The organism is Candidatus Cloacimonadaceae bacterium (genome assembly GCA_030693415.1).
GTDB lineage: Bacteria > Cloacimonadota > Cloacimonadia > Cloacimonadales > Cloacimonadaceae > JAUYAR01.
The window spans coordinates 1-16,497 of sequence record JAUYAR010000150.1; the positions used below are offsets into that span (position 1 = coordinate 1).

General features: G+C 51.2%; 11 protein-coding genes. All 11 read left to right on the top strand.

The features are described 5' to 3' along the window. Positions 1 to 1,019 precede the first annotated feature (1,019 nt). The 11 genes from leuS to Q8M98_09205 all read left to right on the top strand — a co-directional run bounded on the left by leuS (position 1,020) and on the right by Q8M98_09205 (position 16,402). Complete coding sequence (gene leuS / locus Q8M98_09155; GenBank protein ID MDP3114932.1) at positions 1,020 to 3,497, top strand: leucine--tRNA ligase; 2,478 nt, start codon at positions 1,020 to 1,022, stop codon at positions 3,495 to 3,497. A 286-nt stretch (positions 3,498 to 3,783) separates the two neighbouring features. Further along, on the top strand, positions 3,784 to 4,719 hold the full coding sequence (gene lepB / locus Q8M98_09160; protein MDP3114933.1) for a signal peptidase I: 936 nt from the start codon (positions 3,784 to 3,786) through the stop codon (positions 4,717 to 4,719). Next, positions 4,689 to 5,819: a radical SAM family heme chaperone HemW gene (gene hemW / locus Q8M98_09165; protein MDP3114934.1), complete on the top strand. Its 1,131-nt coding sequence runs from the start codon at positions 4,689 to 4,691 to the stop codon at positions 5,817 to 5,819. The genes lepB and hemW overlap by 31 nt, the downstream gene beginning before the upstream one ends. Then, complete coding sequence (locus Q8M98_09170; GenBank protein ID MDP3114935.1) at positions 5,816 to 7,228, top strand: CCA tRNA nucleotidyltransferase; 1,413 nt, start codon at positions 5,816 to 5,818, stop codon at positions 7,226 to 7,228. Before hemW ends, Q8M98_09170 begins: the two co-directional genes overlap by 4 nt. Before the next feature lie 2 nt (positions 7,229 to 7,230). Continuing rightward, the gene (locus Q8M98_09175; GenBank protein MDP3114936.1) at positions 7,231 to 8,481 is read left to right on the top strand and encodes an asparagine synthetase B; all 1,251 of its coding nucleotides are present in this window, start codon (positions 7,231 to 7,233) and stop codon (positions 8,479 to 8,481) included. 14 nt (positions 8,482 to 8,495) lie between these two features. Beyond that, positions 8,496 to 9,398, top strand: a complete 903-nt coding sequence (locus tag Q8M98_09180) for an MlaD family protein (protein MDP3114937.1) — start codon at positions 8,496 to 8,498, stop codon at positions 9,396 to 9,398. A gap of 8 nt (positions 9,399 to 9,406) precedes the next feature. Next, positions 9,407 to 12,442 (top strand): BamA/TamA family outer membrane protein, encoded by a 3,036-nt coding sequence (locus Q8M98_09185; protein ID MDP3114938.1) that lies wholly within the window; start codon positions 9,407 to 9,409, stop codon positions 12,440 to 12,442. Positions 12,443 to 12,472: 30 nt separating this feature from the next. Continuing rightward, complete coding sequence (locus Q8M98_09190; GenBank protein MDP3114939.1) at positions 12,473 to 13,951, top strand: leucyl aminopeptidase; 1,479 nt, start codon at positions 12,473 to 12,475, stop codon at positions 13,949 to 13,951. Next, entirely contained in the window at positions 13,951 to 14,847 is an 897-nt protein-coding gene (locus Q8M98_09195) for a metal ABC transporter substrate-binding protein (GenBank protein ID MDP3114940.1), read from the top strand. Before Q8M98_09190 ends, Q8M98_09195 begins: the two co-directional genes overlap by 1 nt. Positions 14,848 to 14,882: 35 nt before the next feature. After that, positions 14,883 to 15,611 (top strand): ABC transporter ATP-binding protein, encoded by a 729-nt coding sequence (locus tag Q8M98_09200; GenBank protein MDP3114941.1) that lies wholly within the window; start codon positions 14,883 to 14,885, stop codon positions 15,609 to 15,611. 2 nt (positions 15,612 to 15,613) lie between these two features. Beyond that, entirely contained in the window at positions 15,614 to 16,402 is a 789-nt protein-coding gene (locus tag Q8M98_09205) for a metal ABC transporter permease (GenBank protein ID MDP3114942.1), read from the top strand. The last annotated feature ends 95 nt before the right edge of the window (positions 16,403 to 16,497 follow it).

Below are 16,497 nucleotides of genomic sequence, written 5' to 3' on the forward strand. Positions count from 1 at the left end.
TGGTCATTCGCTTCCAGTTGCTCTCCACCCCACCTCACGGTGACGCAGTTACCTTCGGCTACAGAGTTTTAACGGTGCTCTGAACAGGACTTTCACCTGTCTGATATGTATCGCTCACAGGCGCACGAACGCCGACGTCCCCGTCGGCAATAGTAGCGACAAACATAACACATCAACCAATCTGTAAACCATCCTGCGGACAAGAACCGAAGGGGACGTCGGTAATTCCATAGCGCATAGCCGAATCGGAATTCGGCTTCCCAATGGAGAGAATGCGGCTACCCAATTATCCCATGCCGATGTAGTATCTGCTTGTGACGGTGGCAGTTCCAGATTCGTAAAAGATGAAAAACGTGGCTGGATTCCAGCCTTCGCTGGAATGACGGGTTCACCCGTTCACTCGTTCACCCGCAGGATCGGCATCCTGCGCTACAAAAATCCAGTCTTCCCCCTTTGCATTACGGTATCAATACGGACTCATTACGGACTAAGTCCGTATTAACTCCGTAATGCTATGGAGTAGCGCAAAATGCCGATTCTGCGGAGAAACTTGCAATGAATTAGACTGCAATGACTTAATGCAGGAGAAGAGCAGTTGGGATAGAGTCCCTTCGTGTCGCCGACGGGGACGTCGGCGTTCCATGATATGGAATTACCGACGTCCCCGTCGGTTCTTGCCCGCAGGATCGGTTACAGATTTGTGGGTTGACCACAGATTTGTGGGTTGACTACAGATTTGTGGATGGTTTACGTAATTTGCAGATGTGTCAAGCTCATCGCTATTTTCGCATAGGGATAGAGCTTCGTGTCGCCGACGGGGACGTCGGCGTTCCATGATTTAACTCATTGCAGGCTCCTCCGCAGCATCGGCATGCTGCGGAACTGGTGAATGCGGTGCTCCGGTGTAATGCCGCGCCCTTTGCGCTTGACAGATTCCGCTTTTCCCAAAAAAAGGCACAAATAAAGATAAATCGAACAGGCAGGCGGAGTTGAGTATCCGCCGCCGGATGGAGAAAACAATGGAATATCCTTTTCATGAGATCGAGCAAAAATGGCAGCAGATTTGGCGCGAAAAACGCATTTTCAACGCTCCGGATCTTTCCGAAAAACCAAAATACTATGTCCTTTCGATGTTTCCCTATCCCTCCGGCGTTCTCCATATCGGGCATGCGTCTAACTATTCGATCGGCGATGCGGTCACGCGGCTGAAAATGATGGAAGGCTATGCCGTGATGCAGCCAATGGGCTATGATTCCTTTGGCATGCCTGCGGAAAATCATGCCATCCAGCACAATTCACACCCAAAGATTACCACCGAGGAAAATATCTCCGCCATGCGCAGCCAGTTTGACGCCATGGGCTTTGGACTGGACTGGGATCGCGAGGTCAGCACCTGCCGTCCGGATTACTACAAGTGGGGACAATATATCTTCAAAAAGCTCTTTGGAAAAGGCTTGGTCTATCGCAAGAAATCCTTTCAAAACTGGTGCGACGAATGCCAGACAGTGCTTGCCAACGAACAGGTCGAGGACGGTGCCTGCTGGCGATGCCAGAGCGAAGTTGTCCAGAAAGAATTGGAGCAGTGGTATTTTAAGATCACCGAGTATGCAGAGGAATTGCTCGATTTCAGCAAAGTGATCGACTGGCCGGAGCGTGTGATCATGATGCAAAAGCATTGGATCGGCAAAAGCGAAGGCACCTTGATCGAATTTCCGTTTGAGAACACAAATGAAACCATCGGCGTCTTCACTACTCGTCCGGACACTATCTTTGGCGCCACTTTCATGGCATTGCCTCCGGAGCATCCGCTGGTGCAGAAATGGTTGATGGAAGATACTGAAAACAAAGCGCTTGTGGATTTTTGCCAGAAGGTCATCAACGAAGACAAGATGACGCGCACTGCCACGGACACCGCCAAGGAAGGCATCTTCAGCGGCAGGTTCTGTATCAATCCTTTGAATAATGAAAAAGTGCAGATCTGGGTGACGAACTATGTCCTCATGGATTATGGCACCGGCGCCGTGATGGCTGTCCCCGCGCATGACCAACGCGATTTTGAATTTGCCGAAAAGTATGACATCCCGATGCGGATTGTGATCCAGAATCATACTCAAAACCTGATCCTGTCCGAAATGACCGAAGCATATATCGAACCCGGCATCATGGTCAATTCCGGAGCCTTTGACGGTATGGAAAGCGAAGCCGCCAAGGGTGCAATCGCTCAAGAGCTTGAAGCCGAGGGCAGAGGCAAACGCACCTCCACCTATCGTTTGAGGGACTGGGGAATCTCGCGCCAACGATATTGGGGCAATCCCATTCCGGTGATCCACTGTCCGGATTGCGGCATCGTTCTGGTTCCGGATTGCGATCTGCCCGTGCTGCTTCCCGACAACGTTCAAGTGGGTAAAACCACAAATAACCCGCTGCTTTCCGTGCCGGAATGGATCAATGTGCCTTGCCCGGACTGCGGAAAAGACGCAAGGCGCGAAACGGATACGATGGACACCTTCGTAGATAGTTCATGGTACTATGCGCGCTATGCGGATCCCCAAAACAGTGAGCTTCCTTTTGATCCGGTCAAGGGAAATTATTGGCTGCCGGTGGATCAATATATCGGCGGCATCGAACACGCCTGCATGCACTTGCTCTATGCCAGATTCATCGGAAAGTTTATGCGCGATCTTGGCTGGCTGGAGCAGGACGAACCCTTTGCCAGATTGCTCACCCAGGGCATGGTCACCAAAGACGGCGCCAAAATGAGCAAATCCAAAGGCAACACCGTCGATCCTACCTATATCATTGATCGTTTCGGAGCGGATACTTTGCGCGTATTCTTGCTTTTTGCCTCGCCACCGGAAAAAGACGTGGAATGGAGCGACGACGGCGTCATGGGTTCATTCCGTTTCCTGAACCGCGTGTGGCGATTGATCGAATCCAATCTGGAAACCATCAAGCGTGGCATGGCTTGCAGCGCAGAGCCGGAGGATGTTTCTCCGGAAATGAAACCCCTGCTTTTCAGCTCCCACCGAGGCATCAAAAAGTGGCGCGAGGATTGTCTCAAGCGCATGCAGTATAATACCGCCATCGCCGCCACGATGGAACATCTGAATCACTGCATTGCCGTGAAGAATCCCGAATCCTTGAGCGATGCCGATCTGGCGGTCTATAGTGAAGCCTGCGGTATCATTGCCCAAATGCTTTATCCCTTCGCGCCCCACATCGCTGAAGAGCTTTGGCAAATGATGGGCTTTGAGACGATGCTTCACGAAAGCGGCATGCCGGATTATGAGGAGCGCTATCTCATACAGGATAGTATCACTTACGTAATCCAGATCAATGGCAAACTGCGCGGCAGGATCGAAGTGCCTGTCGATATCGATCACGAAACCTTGAAACAGCAAGTTCTCGAGGTAGAAAACGTCAAGCGCAGCCTGGAAGGTTGCCAAGTCAAAAAGATTATCGTCGTTCCAGGAAAGATGGTGAGTATAGCGGTGTAATACCGAGTTTTTTGGAAATATGCCTATCAAACACAGCGACTTTCCCAGTAGCGCAGCATGCCGATGCTGCGGACCGGATATTCAGAGAACGCAAATACCATACATCACTACATCACTTTCTCTGCCTCTCTTCTCTGATCCCTCTGAATCTCCGTGGTGAAAAATCTCTGCTTCTCACCCGCCTTGCTCAGTGCATAAGAATCACTAAAAAATATTTCCCGCTTGACAAAAGGCAAGGGCTCTTGGGAGTGTTCCATAAATTCCGAAAAATAAGGAAATGAGGTTCATGAAAGAACGCGCGTCCCTGAAAAACATGAAACAAAAGCAAGATACAAAAGAAATAGCCGGAACGATCACCCCTCTACCGGATGGCAAGAAGTTTCGCAAACGCAAGCCCTTCGTCCAAGACTGGGTGGAGGCGATCCTCTTTGCCTTCGTGGTGGCGATGATCATCCGCAACTATACGTTTCAGAACTTCATGATTCCCTCTTCTTCGATGGAAAAGACCCTATTGGTGGGCGATTATCTGGTGGCGAACAAACTTAAATACTATTTTACCGATCCCCAACGCGAGGACATCGTCACTTTCCGCTATCCCAAGATCGAGGAAGGCACACCGGAACACCCGGAATATAAAAAGGACTTCGTCAGGATTTTCCATCCGATCTATATCAATAAAAGCGGGAGTTTTAGCAAGTTTCCCCTCACCTTTTTGCACCTCTCCTATTATGCCAGAAAGAATGTGGTGAAAAGGGTGATCGGCATGCCGGGAGACACTATCGAAGTGCGCGACAAGATCGTCTTTGTCAACGGCGAAAGATTCGAGCGCGGATATGAATGCTATGACGTCGCCGAACCCGCTCCCCCCTCCCCGCCAAGGATCATTCACGAACACCGGATGAGCCCCTTCACGATGGATTGGGTGGCGCAAAGCCGCTGGTATGAACCATTTAGAGTGGAAACGGATTCCACGGACGCGATCGCCAGACGCAACTTTTTCAACCGCGATTGGTTCGGGCCAATCAAAGTGCCCGAGGGCAAATACTTCGTGCTCGGGGACAATCGCGACGTGAGCGAAGACAGCCGTTATTGGGGATTTCTGGATCGAAAGGACATCACCGGCACGCCTTGGCTGATCTTCTTTTCCAAGGGTATCGAATATAACAAGCTGTTCGACACCCCGCACACACGATGGGACAGAATCTTCCGCCTCGCCCGTTAGGGCTCTATCTTCATATTCCTTTCTGCCTCAGGAAATGTGATTATTGCAGCTTTTTCTCGCAGGACTATTCCCGCGCCGCACTTTCCCGCTATCTTGAATACTTGGATATGGAGATAGGCCTCTATCGGGATTTCTTGAGCGAAGAGCTTGATACGATATACTTTGGCGGAGGAACGCCATCGCTTTTGAGCGCGGAGGAGATTTTCATGCTCTGCTCGCGTTTCAAGCTCAAGGAAAATGCCGAAATCACGCTTGAAATCAACCCTTTGCAGATCACGTCTTCCTATCTGAAGGAACTGGTTTCAACCCCCGTGAACCGTCTTTCCATCGGAGTGCAAAGCCTTGATAACAATGATCTTGCCTATCTTGGAAGACGTCATCGGGCTCAGCAAATCCCCGAAAAGATTTCTCTCCTGCGTGAGTTTGGTTATGATAATATCTCGCTTGACCTGATCTACGGTCTGCCGGGTTCGAGTGAGCAAAGCGGGAAGGAAAACCTCGCGCGTTTCCTTGCTTTGGGCACTGAGCATCTATCATGCTATCTGCTTACCTTAGATGAGGATACGCCGCTCGGGAAAAAGCAAAAAGAGCGGGCTACTCTACCAGAAGACGAGATTCTCGCCGCGCAGTATCATGCCATCCGTGAAGGCTTGACAGACGCGGGTTTTGAGCACTACGAGATCTCAAACTTCGCGCGATCCGGCTTTCGTTCAAAACACAATCTGCTTTATTGGAATTCCGATCCCTGGCTTGCCTTGGGAGCTTCCGCTGCCGGATGGATGCCGCCCAGGCGTTATCAGAATGCCGCTTCGCTAAAAGAGTATTACAAAGACATCGATGCCGGCGTGGTTTTCCCCAATACCGAGCATTCCGATGAGCGCCAAAACGCCGCGGACTATGCAATGATGAGCCTTCGCCTGATAGAGGGCATGGATAGTGCCGAATATAAGAAACGTTTCGGAGTTGATTTTATGAAAGAAAAGTGCGAGGCGGTCAAGCGTTTGGCAGCTTTGGACTTGCTGGAGTTTGATGAGAATCATATCCGCTTGTCAAGCAAGGCTTTGTTCATATCAAATACCGTGATCGGAGCGCTGCTGTGAAACTGGAAGAATTGCGTCTTCAGCTTGCGGAAACGATATCCGGAACTCCTTTTGAGGGCAAAACATACTTTACCGGAGGCTGCGTGCGGGATTATCTTCTGTCTCTTTCGGATGCCGTCTCCAAAGAGCGCCAATACGTCGAACAATCCACTCAGGATGTGGATATCGCGGTCGAGTTTCCCGATGGCGGAGTGCTGCTTTCACATTTTCTTCACCAAAGGCTGGGCACTTCCCACCCAACAGTCTATAATACTTTTGGGACGGCTTCAACCATTCTGCGGGGTTTGCGATTGGAATTGGTGATGACCCGTAAAGAAAGCTACCGCGCCAGGAACAGAAAGCCTTCGGTGCTTGCGGGAGATTTGCTTGACGATGCCAAAAGAAGGGATTTCACCGTCAATGCCATCTATATCAATATCTCCGATGGAGCGTTGTTTGACCCCACTCAAAGGGGGTTTGAGGATCTGAAAAATGGCGTCATACGCAGCGTTCGCGATCCCGGAGGAGTCTTTGAAGAAGACCCTTTACGCTTGCTGCGTGCGATCCGGTTTGCCGTTCAACTGGATTTCTCCATCGATGAGGAAACGCTTGCGGCGATTTGTGTTAGCAACGCGTCAATCAAAGACATCTCCGAAGAGCGGATCGCGGAGGAGTTTTGCAAGATCATCTCTCTGCCGGATATCGAAGCCGCGATTTCCGGTATCGAGCTGATGCGTGAGACCGGCATCCTGACACAAATCCTGCCGGAACTGCAAGCGTTGGTTGGACTTGCGCAAAACCACTTTCACCATCTGGACGCGTACTATCACACCCTGGAGGTGCTGCGCAAGACCGGAAACATCCCCAATCTGCGTCTCGCGGCACTCCTGCACGACGTTGGCAAAGCGCAAACTCTCACGCTCAGCGATAAGGGAAACATCCATTTCTATTATCATCATAGCGTCGGCGCCCACCTGGCGAGAGAGATCCTCAAACGTTTTCACATTCGCAAAGCCGATGCCGTCAATATCGCCTTCGCGATCGAAAAACACATGGTTTTCAAACAAGGCGGCGAGAAGGGCGAAAAGCTGAAAGATTCCACCCTGCGTCGCTATATGGAGCACGGCGATGACAAGTTGGAACTGCTCTTGGGGCTCATTCATGCGGACAATCTGTCGCACCATCCTGATCACTGTCTGCCGGATCAAATTCCAGCATTAAGACGGCGAATCGGCTTGTTGAAAGAGGTGATGCAAAGATTTATCTTGACAGGTAGAGACCTGATGGAGGAGTTTGCCATTTCCGAGGGTAGTATTATAGGAGAAATGTTGAAAATAGCGAAGGAGCGATGGTTTGAAAATCCCGAGTGGGGAAAACAAGAGCTGTTGGATATGCTGCGGCGGGAGTTTTTCCCTGGGGTAGAAGGATGATGATGCGCAAGATATTGATCGCGATGATTTTACTGCTGGCACTGTGCGCCTTGGGAGCCGAGATATTGGTGCCCATGGATATCACCCAGACAAATCATCTCAAGGCATACGGAGTGGCTTTTTCAGGCTTGAAACAGCAATACGTGGTGAAATGGCTGCTCAATTACCGGGGCGGCAGCTTTCTCTTTCCAGATAGCGACGCGATCGCTGCGCTCTGCAATATCCGTGGCGTGAGATATGAGATCATAGCTTCCGCTCAGGTGGCATCCATCATGAGCGAAATCCAGGAATCCAACATGGAATTCGTGGTGCTTGAAAAAGAACCCAAGATCGCCATCTATATCCCTCCCAATACTTTGCCCTGGGACGACGCCGTCACCCTCGCGCTCGAATATGCCGAGATCGAATATGACCGGCTCTGGGACGATGAGGTTCTCTTGGGAAAGCTTGCGGACTATGACTGGCTGCATCTGCATCACGAGGATTTCACCGGGCAGTATGGCAAGTTTTATGGCTCATATCGATACATGCCCTGGTATCAGGATGATGTGCGCGAGAACGAGACAATGGCTGCAAGACACGGATTCTCAAAGGTTTGGCAGCTCAAACACGCGGTTGCGGAAAAGATTCGTGATTTCGTCTTTAAGGGAGGATTCATGTTTGCCATGTGCGCAGCAACGGATACTTACGACATTGCCATGGCGGCGCATGGAATCGACATCGTGGACGCGCTGATCGATGGCGACGGGATCGATCCCAATTATCAGAGCAAGCTCAATTTTGACCGCTGTTTCGCCTTTGAGAACTTTAAGCTCAAGACCAATCCCTTCGAATATGAGTTCTCGGATATCGACGCCAGCGACTATTCAATGCTGCGCGGCGCGGAGGCGGATTATTTCCAGCTCTTCGATTTCTCCGCCAAATACGATCCCGTTCCGACAATGCTCACGCAGTGCCACACAAACGTGATCGACGGTTTCCTCGGACAGACGACTTCCTTCTTCAAGGACAAGGTCAAAAAAAGCGTGATCATCCTGGCGGAAGTGCCTTCCCATAACGAAGTGAAATACCTCCACGGCAACATCGGCAAAGGGACATTCACCTTCTATGGCGGACACGACCCTGAAGATTATCAACACAAGGTGGGGGATCCGGAAACGATTTTGGATCTGCATCGCAATTCACCCGGCTATCGCTTGATCCTCAACAATATCCTTTTCCCCGCGGCGGAAAAGAAAGAACTGAAGACCTGATAACAGGACAGCGGATGATGAAGTTTTATACGAATACATACAAAACTCAAGTCAAGGTTGGGCTCTTCACCCTGATCATTGGACTTTTCCTGCTGATCAGCTATTTGTGGCTCACCAACAGTTTGAACGTAGGCGCCCAACAGGAACTGAAACTGAGCTTCGACAACGTGATGGGCTTGGAAATAGGGGATAAAGTGATGTTCCGCGGCATGGAAGCGGGTAGAATCCGCGAGATCCGTATCAAGGGAGATCGCGTCTTCGTATCTGCAAAGATCGGCAAAGATTTTAAACTCAAAGATGGCAGCCGCTTCTATATATCGGATAGCAGCCTCATGGGCGGCAAGGGTTTATTCATCGAACAAGGCAGCCGTGAGACCTGGCTGGCGATGGATAAAACCCACACAGGAGAATCCCCCGCAGGTGTGATGTCCATCGTTGCCAAAGCCTCTTCGGCGATCGACGAAATGAAATCCATGATGGCACAATTGGGCTCTAAGGAAGGGATCATCGGCAAATCATCCAATATGATAGACGATGCAGGTGCCGCGGCGCGCTCTGTTGATGCCCTCGCGACGGACATGAATACCGAAATCGGTGCCGTGCTTTCGCGCATCGATGCCCTCACCGCTCAGATCAATTCAATCGTGAATGCCAACCGCGAAAACGTAAATAACGTGCTGGCTTCCTCACCAATGACGATGCAAAACCTGAATCATACCCTGGACAGCCTGCAAGTTCTTTCCGGTAAGCTGCATCAGACCGTGGATGGCGTCAATCGCGGTAAAGGCAGCGCGGGATTGGTGATGACGGAGGACGAGCTATACCGCCGCCTGATGGAATCCGTGAACAACCTTGACGCTCTCGTCAAAGACGTGAAGTCAAATCCCAAGAAATACGTCAAATTCAGTATATTTTAGGAAAGACAATGAATATAAAAAAGACCCTCATGCTTGTCTTGCTGCTCATTCTGGCGGCGCTGGCAAGTGCATATAACTTCGGTCAAAACAAGGTAAATGGCAAGCTAACCGACTGGTCGATGATTCAGACCATGCACTTCGATATCTATTTCCCCGCGGGCAATGACGAATTTGGCAAGCTCGCGGCGCTGATGGCTGAGGAGACCTATTATCTGTTGAGAGCGGATCTGCGCTTTCCAGTCTCCAGCCGCATCCCGATCATCTTTTATGGCAGCAAGACGGAGTTTCAAAGCACAAACATCATCTATCCCATCCTCACGGAAGGGGTTGGCGGTTTCACCGAAAGCTTGCGCAACCGCGTGGTGATTCCCTTTGAGGGCAGCTATTCCAAGCTGGAAGAGCTGCTCGTCCATGAACTCGTCCATGCCTACGTGAACGCGTTGGACGACCGCATCACCAATGCTTTCAACTCCTTGCGCCCCACCGGTTTCCCCTTCTGGTTCTCGGAAGGGCTGCCGGAATTTCTCTCCATCGGCGGTGAGGATAACTTTAACAACATGTTTGTGCTGGATATGGTGGTCAATGACCGTCTGCCTTCGCTGGAAAACATCGAGGGCTATTATGCCTACCGCCTGGGCGAGAGCTTTTTGACCTATATTGCCAATACTTACGGCAGGGAAAAGGTCTCCGAGTATTTCTACGCCATCCGTTCGATGAATAGCTTTCAAGACGCCACCAAGAAGGTCTTCGGACTGGAATTCAAAGAGCTTGAATCCCGTTGGCGCTATCAGCTCAAGCGGGACTATTTTCCCACGATGAACACCCATGGCGTGCCCAAGGAAGATTTTGAACAACGCACCGATCACACCAAGGACGGATCCTATTTCAACTTTATGCCCCGCTTTTCGCCGAACGGACAACGCTATGTCTTTTTTTCCAACCGCGGAGCGCGCTACAGCATCTGGATAGCAGGCACACAAGGGCTTTCCCCCGCTCGCAAACTGATCACCGGAGAGAGCAGCGGGAAGCTGGAGGAATTCTATTATTTCCGTTCTAATATAGCCTGGTTTTCGGATAACCGCCGCATCGCCTTTTCGGCAAAGACCGCGAACGGCGATCGCATCCACATCATGGACGTAGAACAGCGCAAGATCATTGAAAGTTATGCACTGCCGCAGCTTTCCGCCATCTATGAAATCGATGTGTCTCCGATAGACGGCAAGATCGTGATCGCCGGACAGATGAAAATGCAGTCTGATCTCTTTCTATTCGATCCGGAAAGCGGAGAACTGACCCGTTTGACCGACGACTATTATGATGACGCCCAACCGCGTTTTTCGCCGGATGGCAGAAGTGTTGTTTTTTCCTCCGAACGCAGCCTGGATCTTAATGGTCAGCGCAAGGGCTTCTTTGCCAATCTCACCCGCGATATCTACACCTATGACTTGGATAGCGGTCAGATTCACCAACACACCTTCGGAGAGGCAAATAGCAGCTTCCCGCTCTTTGACGGCAGCGGCGAAAAGCTGATCTATGTATCCGAAAAAAATAGAATTACAAATCTGATGACCATTGATCTTCCCAGCGGAAAAAGAGCACAAATGACCGAGGTTCTGTCCGGAGTTTTCAGCGGGGACGTTTCCCAGGACGGACTCTATCTGGTCTTTTCAAGCTACTTCAACGGCGCCTGGGACATCTATTTTGGCAACAACCCGTTTTCCAACCTTGAATATACGGATTATCCCGAGGCAAAGCTATCTACCGGTGAGCGCGACTTGTTAGACCACATCAACCTCCGCGATCTGGACTATTTTGGCAAACGCCCCAAACAGAAACCGCGGCGGATCAATCCCGCTCCGCAATATGACAGCCGCAGACCCTTCCTCGGCGATATCCAGGAATTCAGCTTCACCCGCGAGGATTCCCTCAACCTCTTTCGGGACTTCAGCTATGATGACCGACCCGATGCAATAGTCAACCCTCCGCAGGTGAAACCCTATCACACCCGTTTCAGCCTGGACAGCCTTTGGGGCGGGCTGGCATATTCCTCCGCAGTGGGAACGATCGGCTATATCGAACTGGGCTTGAGTGACATGATGGGCAACCACGGCATCGGCATCAATGCCGGAATCGCCGGAAAGCTGGAAAAGTCCAACCTCCTGCTCAGCTATCTCTATCTGAAACGCCGGGCAGATTTTGGCATCGGCGCTTTCAATCTCTTTGACGAGACGATCTACCGGTTTTCCATTCCGGGACCGGATGACTATTTGAAGTATCGCGAGCGGCAGACCGGCGCCTATTTTCTCACCCGCTATCCATTCAACCGCTTCCTGCGAGCCGATTTTGAACAGCTTGTCTATCAACGGGAATGGAGCTGGGATAAATGGATCTGGAATTCCGACGCCACCGAAGGCAATTGGGCGGATCTCACCAATCCAGAAAAGAGTTGGGTCTATTCCCCCGCTATCAGTTTGGTGCACGACAACGCTCTATATGGCTCGACCGGACCCTTGGTGGGTTGGCGTGCTTATTATACACTACGTACCAGCATTGCCGATAAGAAGATGGAATACCTCACCAATTACCTCGATATCCGCAGCTACACTCTTTTCAGCAAGCGATACGCCTTGGCTTTCAGAGGTATTGGCGGAGTGACAGTAGGTGACAGCACTCAAGTATTTACTATTAAAGGCTACAATGGTGTCCGTGCCTACGAAGGCGATCTCAATGGGCAAAAGAAAGCCCTGATCAATGCCGAGCTGCGATTTCCCTTCTTTGAATACATCGCCATGGCGTTTCCGTTGCCCATCACGCTTGGAAACATCCGCGGCAGCGTTTTTGCAGATCTGGGCACCGTATTCGACGAAGCCAAGGATTTTCGTGCTTTCGACAACGGCAAGCTCAAGGATCTTCATCTCAGTTATGGCTGGGGACCGAGGATCAATCTGGGCTATGTCGTTCTCCGGCTCGATATCGCATGGTCGTCGAATCTTTCCAAAATATCCAAGCCGGCTTATTACCTGAGCCTGTCCGAAGATTTTTAAGTGAAATTAATGTAATATAGGAGTCAAATCATGAAAATCGATTTGTTGCGCAAACTTCCCGATCACATGGATACCGTAGTGGTAATGATGGAGGAAAAGGGAAACATCAAAAACGTTGAATTCCTGACCGACACGCTCAAGGAAGCCATCGCCACTTTCGTCAAAAGCGACGATTTTACCTTCAGCTATGCCGCGCTCAAGAGTTTCCAGGCGGTGCAGAATCACACCCGCACAAACGTCATTCTTTGCGGTATCGGCATTGCCGCGAAGCTCAGCATGGACAAGCTGCGCCAGCTCTTTGCCTCTTGCATCCGCGCGTCGCTGAAACTGAACGCGCGCCAAGTCTATATCTTCCCCGGTTTCGTCAATCCCACCGGGGATGTCCAGTTTGGACACGTGCTTTCCGAAGCCGCCCTGCTGGCAGAATACAAGTTCTCCAAGTATCTCAGCTCGGACAAACAGCACAGCATCGAATCCGTGCATCTGGCGCTCAACCTCAAAAACACCCGCCATATCAACCGCGGCATTTTAGAGGGCAGAATCTATGCGGAAGCAACCAATCTGGCACGCAACCTGGTGAACGAGCCTGCGAACGTGATCACTCCCGAAAGCCTTGCCGAAGCAGCCAAGAAAGCCGCCCTGCAATACGGTTTCTCCCTCGAGATATTCACTCTGGACAAGCTCAAACGCCTCAAGATGGATGCCTTCCTCGCCGTCGGACGCGGCTCCAAACACGAACCACGCCTCATCATTATGAAATATCACGGCAATCTGGAACACAAAAACAAGGTGATCGGACTCGTGGGAAAAGGACTCACCTATGACAGCGGCGGATATTGCATCAAAACCCCGCAGGGCATGGTGAACATGAAAAACGACATGGCTGGCGCCGCCGCAGTGATCGGAACCTTTGCCGCCATCGCCACCCTCAAGCTCAAGATCAACGTCATTGGCATCATCGCCGCGTGTGAAAATATGATCTCAGGAGACGCCTATCGCACCGGAGACATCCTTCGCAGCATGGCGGGCAAGACCATCGAAGTGATCAATACTGATGCCGAAGGACGCCTCACTCTGATCGACGCCATCACCTATGCCATCACAAAAGAGCATGTGGAAAAGATCATCGATATCGCCACCCTCACCGGAGCCGCCGTCGGAGCCCTCGGAAATCAGATCTCCGCCGTCGTCACCAACGACGACAAATGGCTGGACAAGCTGAAAACCGCCTCCGAATCCAGCGGCGAAAAGATCTGGCAGCTCCCTGCCCACGAAGATTACAAGGAACTGATCAAATCCGAGGTCGCCGATCTCAAAAACAGCGGCGGACCCTTAGCCGGAACCATCACCGCAGCCCTCTTTATCCGTGAATTCGTGGAGGAAAAACCCTGGATCCATATCGACATCGCCGGCACTGCGTTGCGCGACAAGGAAAGCGGAGTCTATTCCTATGGCGCCACCGGAGTGGGCGTGCGGCTGCTGACTTCGCTGCTCAAGGAAATGGAATAATGCGTATCCGCCGGATCCTGATCCCACTTTTGCTTTTGATCCTGCTGGGCACCTTGTCCTGCAAGGGAAAAGCTAAAAGCAGCAAACAGTTGATTATCGTCTCCATCTATCCTTGGGAGCTGGTATTGAAAGAGCTGGTCGGCGAAGACATCGAAGTGCGAAGCATCATCCCGCCGGACGCATCGCCACACACCTGGTCTCCCAAACCGGCAGATCTTGCCGCGCTTCAGAATGCGGATCTGGTGATCTCAAACGGACTCGGACTGGAAACCAATCTGCTCTCCGCATTTGAAAGCCGGGGAGATAAGCACATCAGCATGGCGAAGCTTCTTGCGCTGAATGAGGTTTACGGATGTTCCTGCATGCCCGATGAGGACGATCATAACGAGGAAAACGATCCCCATATCTGGACATCCCCTTCCATCCTGCTACGAAGCGTCATTGCCCTCACGGACATCCTTCAAAGCCATTTTCCCCAAATCGCGGACAAGATCAAAGATAACGGGCACCGCATGGCATCCTCCATCACCGCAGCGCATCAGCGCATCATGCAGGAACGCCTCGCGATCCACAATCCCGCAGTGGTCACCTTTCACGACAGTTTCCGCTATTTTTTGGATGCCTACAACATCGAATTCGTCGGCGCCGTGCAAAGCTCTCCCGGCAAGGAACCTACGCCAAAGGAACTGGCGGAGCTGGGCAAACGCATCAAAGCCAAAAACGTGAAGGCGATCTTCGTGGAACCGCAAATGAACCGCCAGCCGGCGGAAATCCTGGCAACCGAATTTGATCTCAAACTCGTCGAAATCGATCCCATGGGCTATACCATAAAAGCGACCACCATCGCGGAGTTTCTCATTGGCAATTGGGAAAGAATGAAACTGGGTCTTAAATAGGAACCTATGAGTGAAATAGCTCGCTCGCGGACAAGATGATCGAGATCAAAGACCTGAGCTTTTCCATCGGTGAAAACAAGATCCTTGTGGACATCAATCTCGCCATCGCGGATCAGGAGTTTGTGGCGATCATCGGTCCCAACGGAGCGGGAAAATCCACCCTGATCAAGCTGATCCTCGGCATGATTCCCATGCAAACGGGAAAGATACTCATCGATGGAAGCCCTCATCTTCAATGGCTGAACCACAATCCAGTCGGCTATCTGCCTCAGCGTGAGGATTTTGACCGCCGTTTTCCCGCCACCGCGATGGACATCGTTCTCATGGGATTGGCAGGAGAAATCCCGCTTGGTGCGCGTTTCAAAAAGACGCATCGAGCGCTTGCTATTGAAGCGATGGAATATACCGGCACGGCAGAGCACGCCAAACGTCTGATCGGAACCCTTTCCGGAGGAGAGTTTCAGCGCGTGCTATTGGCAAGAGCGATCGTTTCCCGCAGCAAATATCTGATCCTGGACGAACCGGAAGCCAGCATCGACCACACCGGCGTGGAAACCTTTTTTGCCCTGCTCAAAGATCTCAATCAACAGGGAAAGACGGTGATCACCATCTCCCACGACCTGCACACCCTCACCGAGTATTGCAGTTTTCTCGTCTGCCTAAACCGCCATCTGCACTGCCACACCCAGACCGAAATGGTGAACGCGGAATTGATTCACAAGACCTTCGGCAAAGCGGTAAAGATCATTGAAAAGGGCTATTGAAGATGTTTGAATATGGCTTTTTGGTCTATGCTTTGATCGGCGCGGTGCTTTCCGCTGTTAGTTTGGCGCTTTTTTCTCCGTTTGTGACCCTGCGTAAGATATCCTATATGGGTGAAGCGCTTTCCCACATTGGCTTTGCGGGTATCGCCATCGCTTTGATACTCGGCATCGATCTCTTTGCCACGACCCTCGCTTTTGTAGTCCTGATCGCGCTTGCCATCGGTTTCCTCGCCCAACACAAAAAGCTGGAGGAAGCCAACGGCATCACCATCTTCCTCTCCGTTTCCATGGCATTGGGCGTGGTGCTGATCTCGCTCAAAAAGAGCTACACTTTCGATCTTTCCAGCTATCTTTTCGGAAACGTCCTGCTCATCGGCAAAGCCGAGATCATCTATCTGATCCTGCTGCTGATTGCCAATCTGACGTTTATCCTCGTCTTCTACAAAGAGCTCTTTTACCTCTCCTACAATTCAGAAATGGCAGCATTTTACCGCATCCGCGCGAATCTCATCAACCGCATTTTCCTCGCTCTGCTGGCTGCCAACATCGTTCTCAATCTCAAATCCGCGGGCATCATCCTTGTGAGTGCGCAATTGATCCTGCCAGCAGCTACGGCGTTCAATCTTGTCCGCAGACTCGGCTCCGCCATCGTTGTCAGCCTAATTGTGGGTTTGGTCGCGGCGCTGGGAGGCTTTGCGTGTTCCTGGTATCTGAATCTGCCCACCGGCGCGACGATCGTGCTGCTGGAGTTTGGTCTATATCTTGCGAGCTTGGGTGTGAAGAGGAGATGAGATAGCTACCGCAGCAGTGCATTGCTGCAGGGTTGAGATGGCTTCCATACCAGAATTATCGGCGCATTGAAGATACATAAAATCGTAAAGAAAGT

Excerpts from the sequence above, each read along its gene's own strand:
- Q8M98_09195 (MDP3114940.1), top strand. The coding sequence starts at position 13,951 with ATGCGTATCCGCCGGATCCTGATCCCACTTTTGCTTTTGATCCTGCTG.
- Q8M98_09200 (MDP3114941.1), top strand. The coding sequence starts at position 14,883 with ATGATCGAGATCAAAGACCTGAGCTTTTCCATCGGTGAAAACAAGATC.
- Q8M98_09205 (MDP3114942.1), top strand. The coding sequence starts at position 15,614 with ATGTTTGAATATGGCTTTTTGGTCTATGCTTTGATCGGCGCGGTGCTT.
- leuS (MDP3114932.1), top strand. The coding sequence starts at position 1,020 with ATGGAATATCCTTTTCATGAGATCGAGCAAAAATGGCAGCAGATTTGG.
- Q8M98_09180 (MDP3114937.1), top strand. The coding sequence starts at position 8,496 with ATGATGAAGTTTTATACGAATACATACAAAACTCAAGTCAAGGTTGGG.
- lepB (MDP3114933.1), top strand. The coding sequence starts at position 3,784 with ATGAAAGAACGCGCGTCCCTGAAAAACATGAAACAAAAGCAAGATACA.
- Q8M98_09185 (MDP3114938.1), top strand. The coding sequence starts at position 9,407 with ATGAATATAAAAAAGACCCTCATGCTTGTCTTGCTGCTCATTCTGGCG.
- hemW (MDP3114934.1), top strand. The coding sequence starts at position 4,689 with ATGGGACAGAATCTTCCGCCTCGCCCGTTAGGGCTCTATCTTCATATT.
- Q8M98_09190 (MDP3114939.1), top strand. The coding sequence starts at position 12,473 with ATGAAAATCGATTTGTTGCGCAAACTTCCCGATCACATGGATACCGTA.
- Q8M98_09175 (MDP3114936.1), top strand. The coding sequence starts at position 7,231 with ATGCGCAAGATATTGATCGCGATGATTTTACTGCTGGCACTGTGCGCC.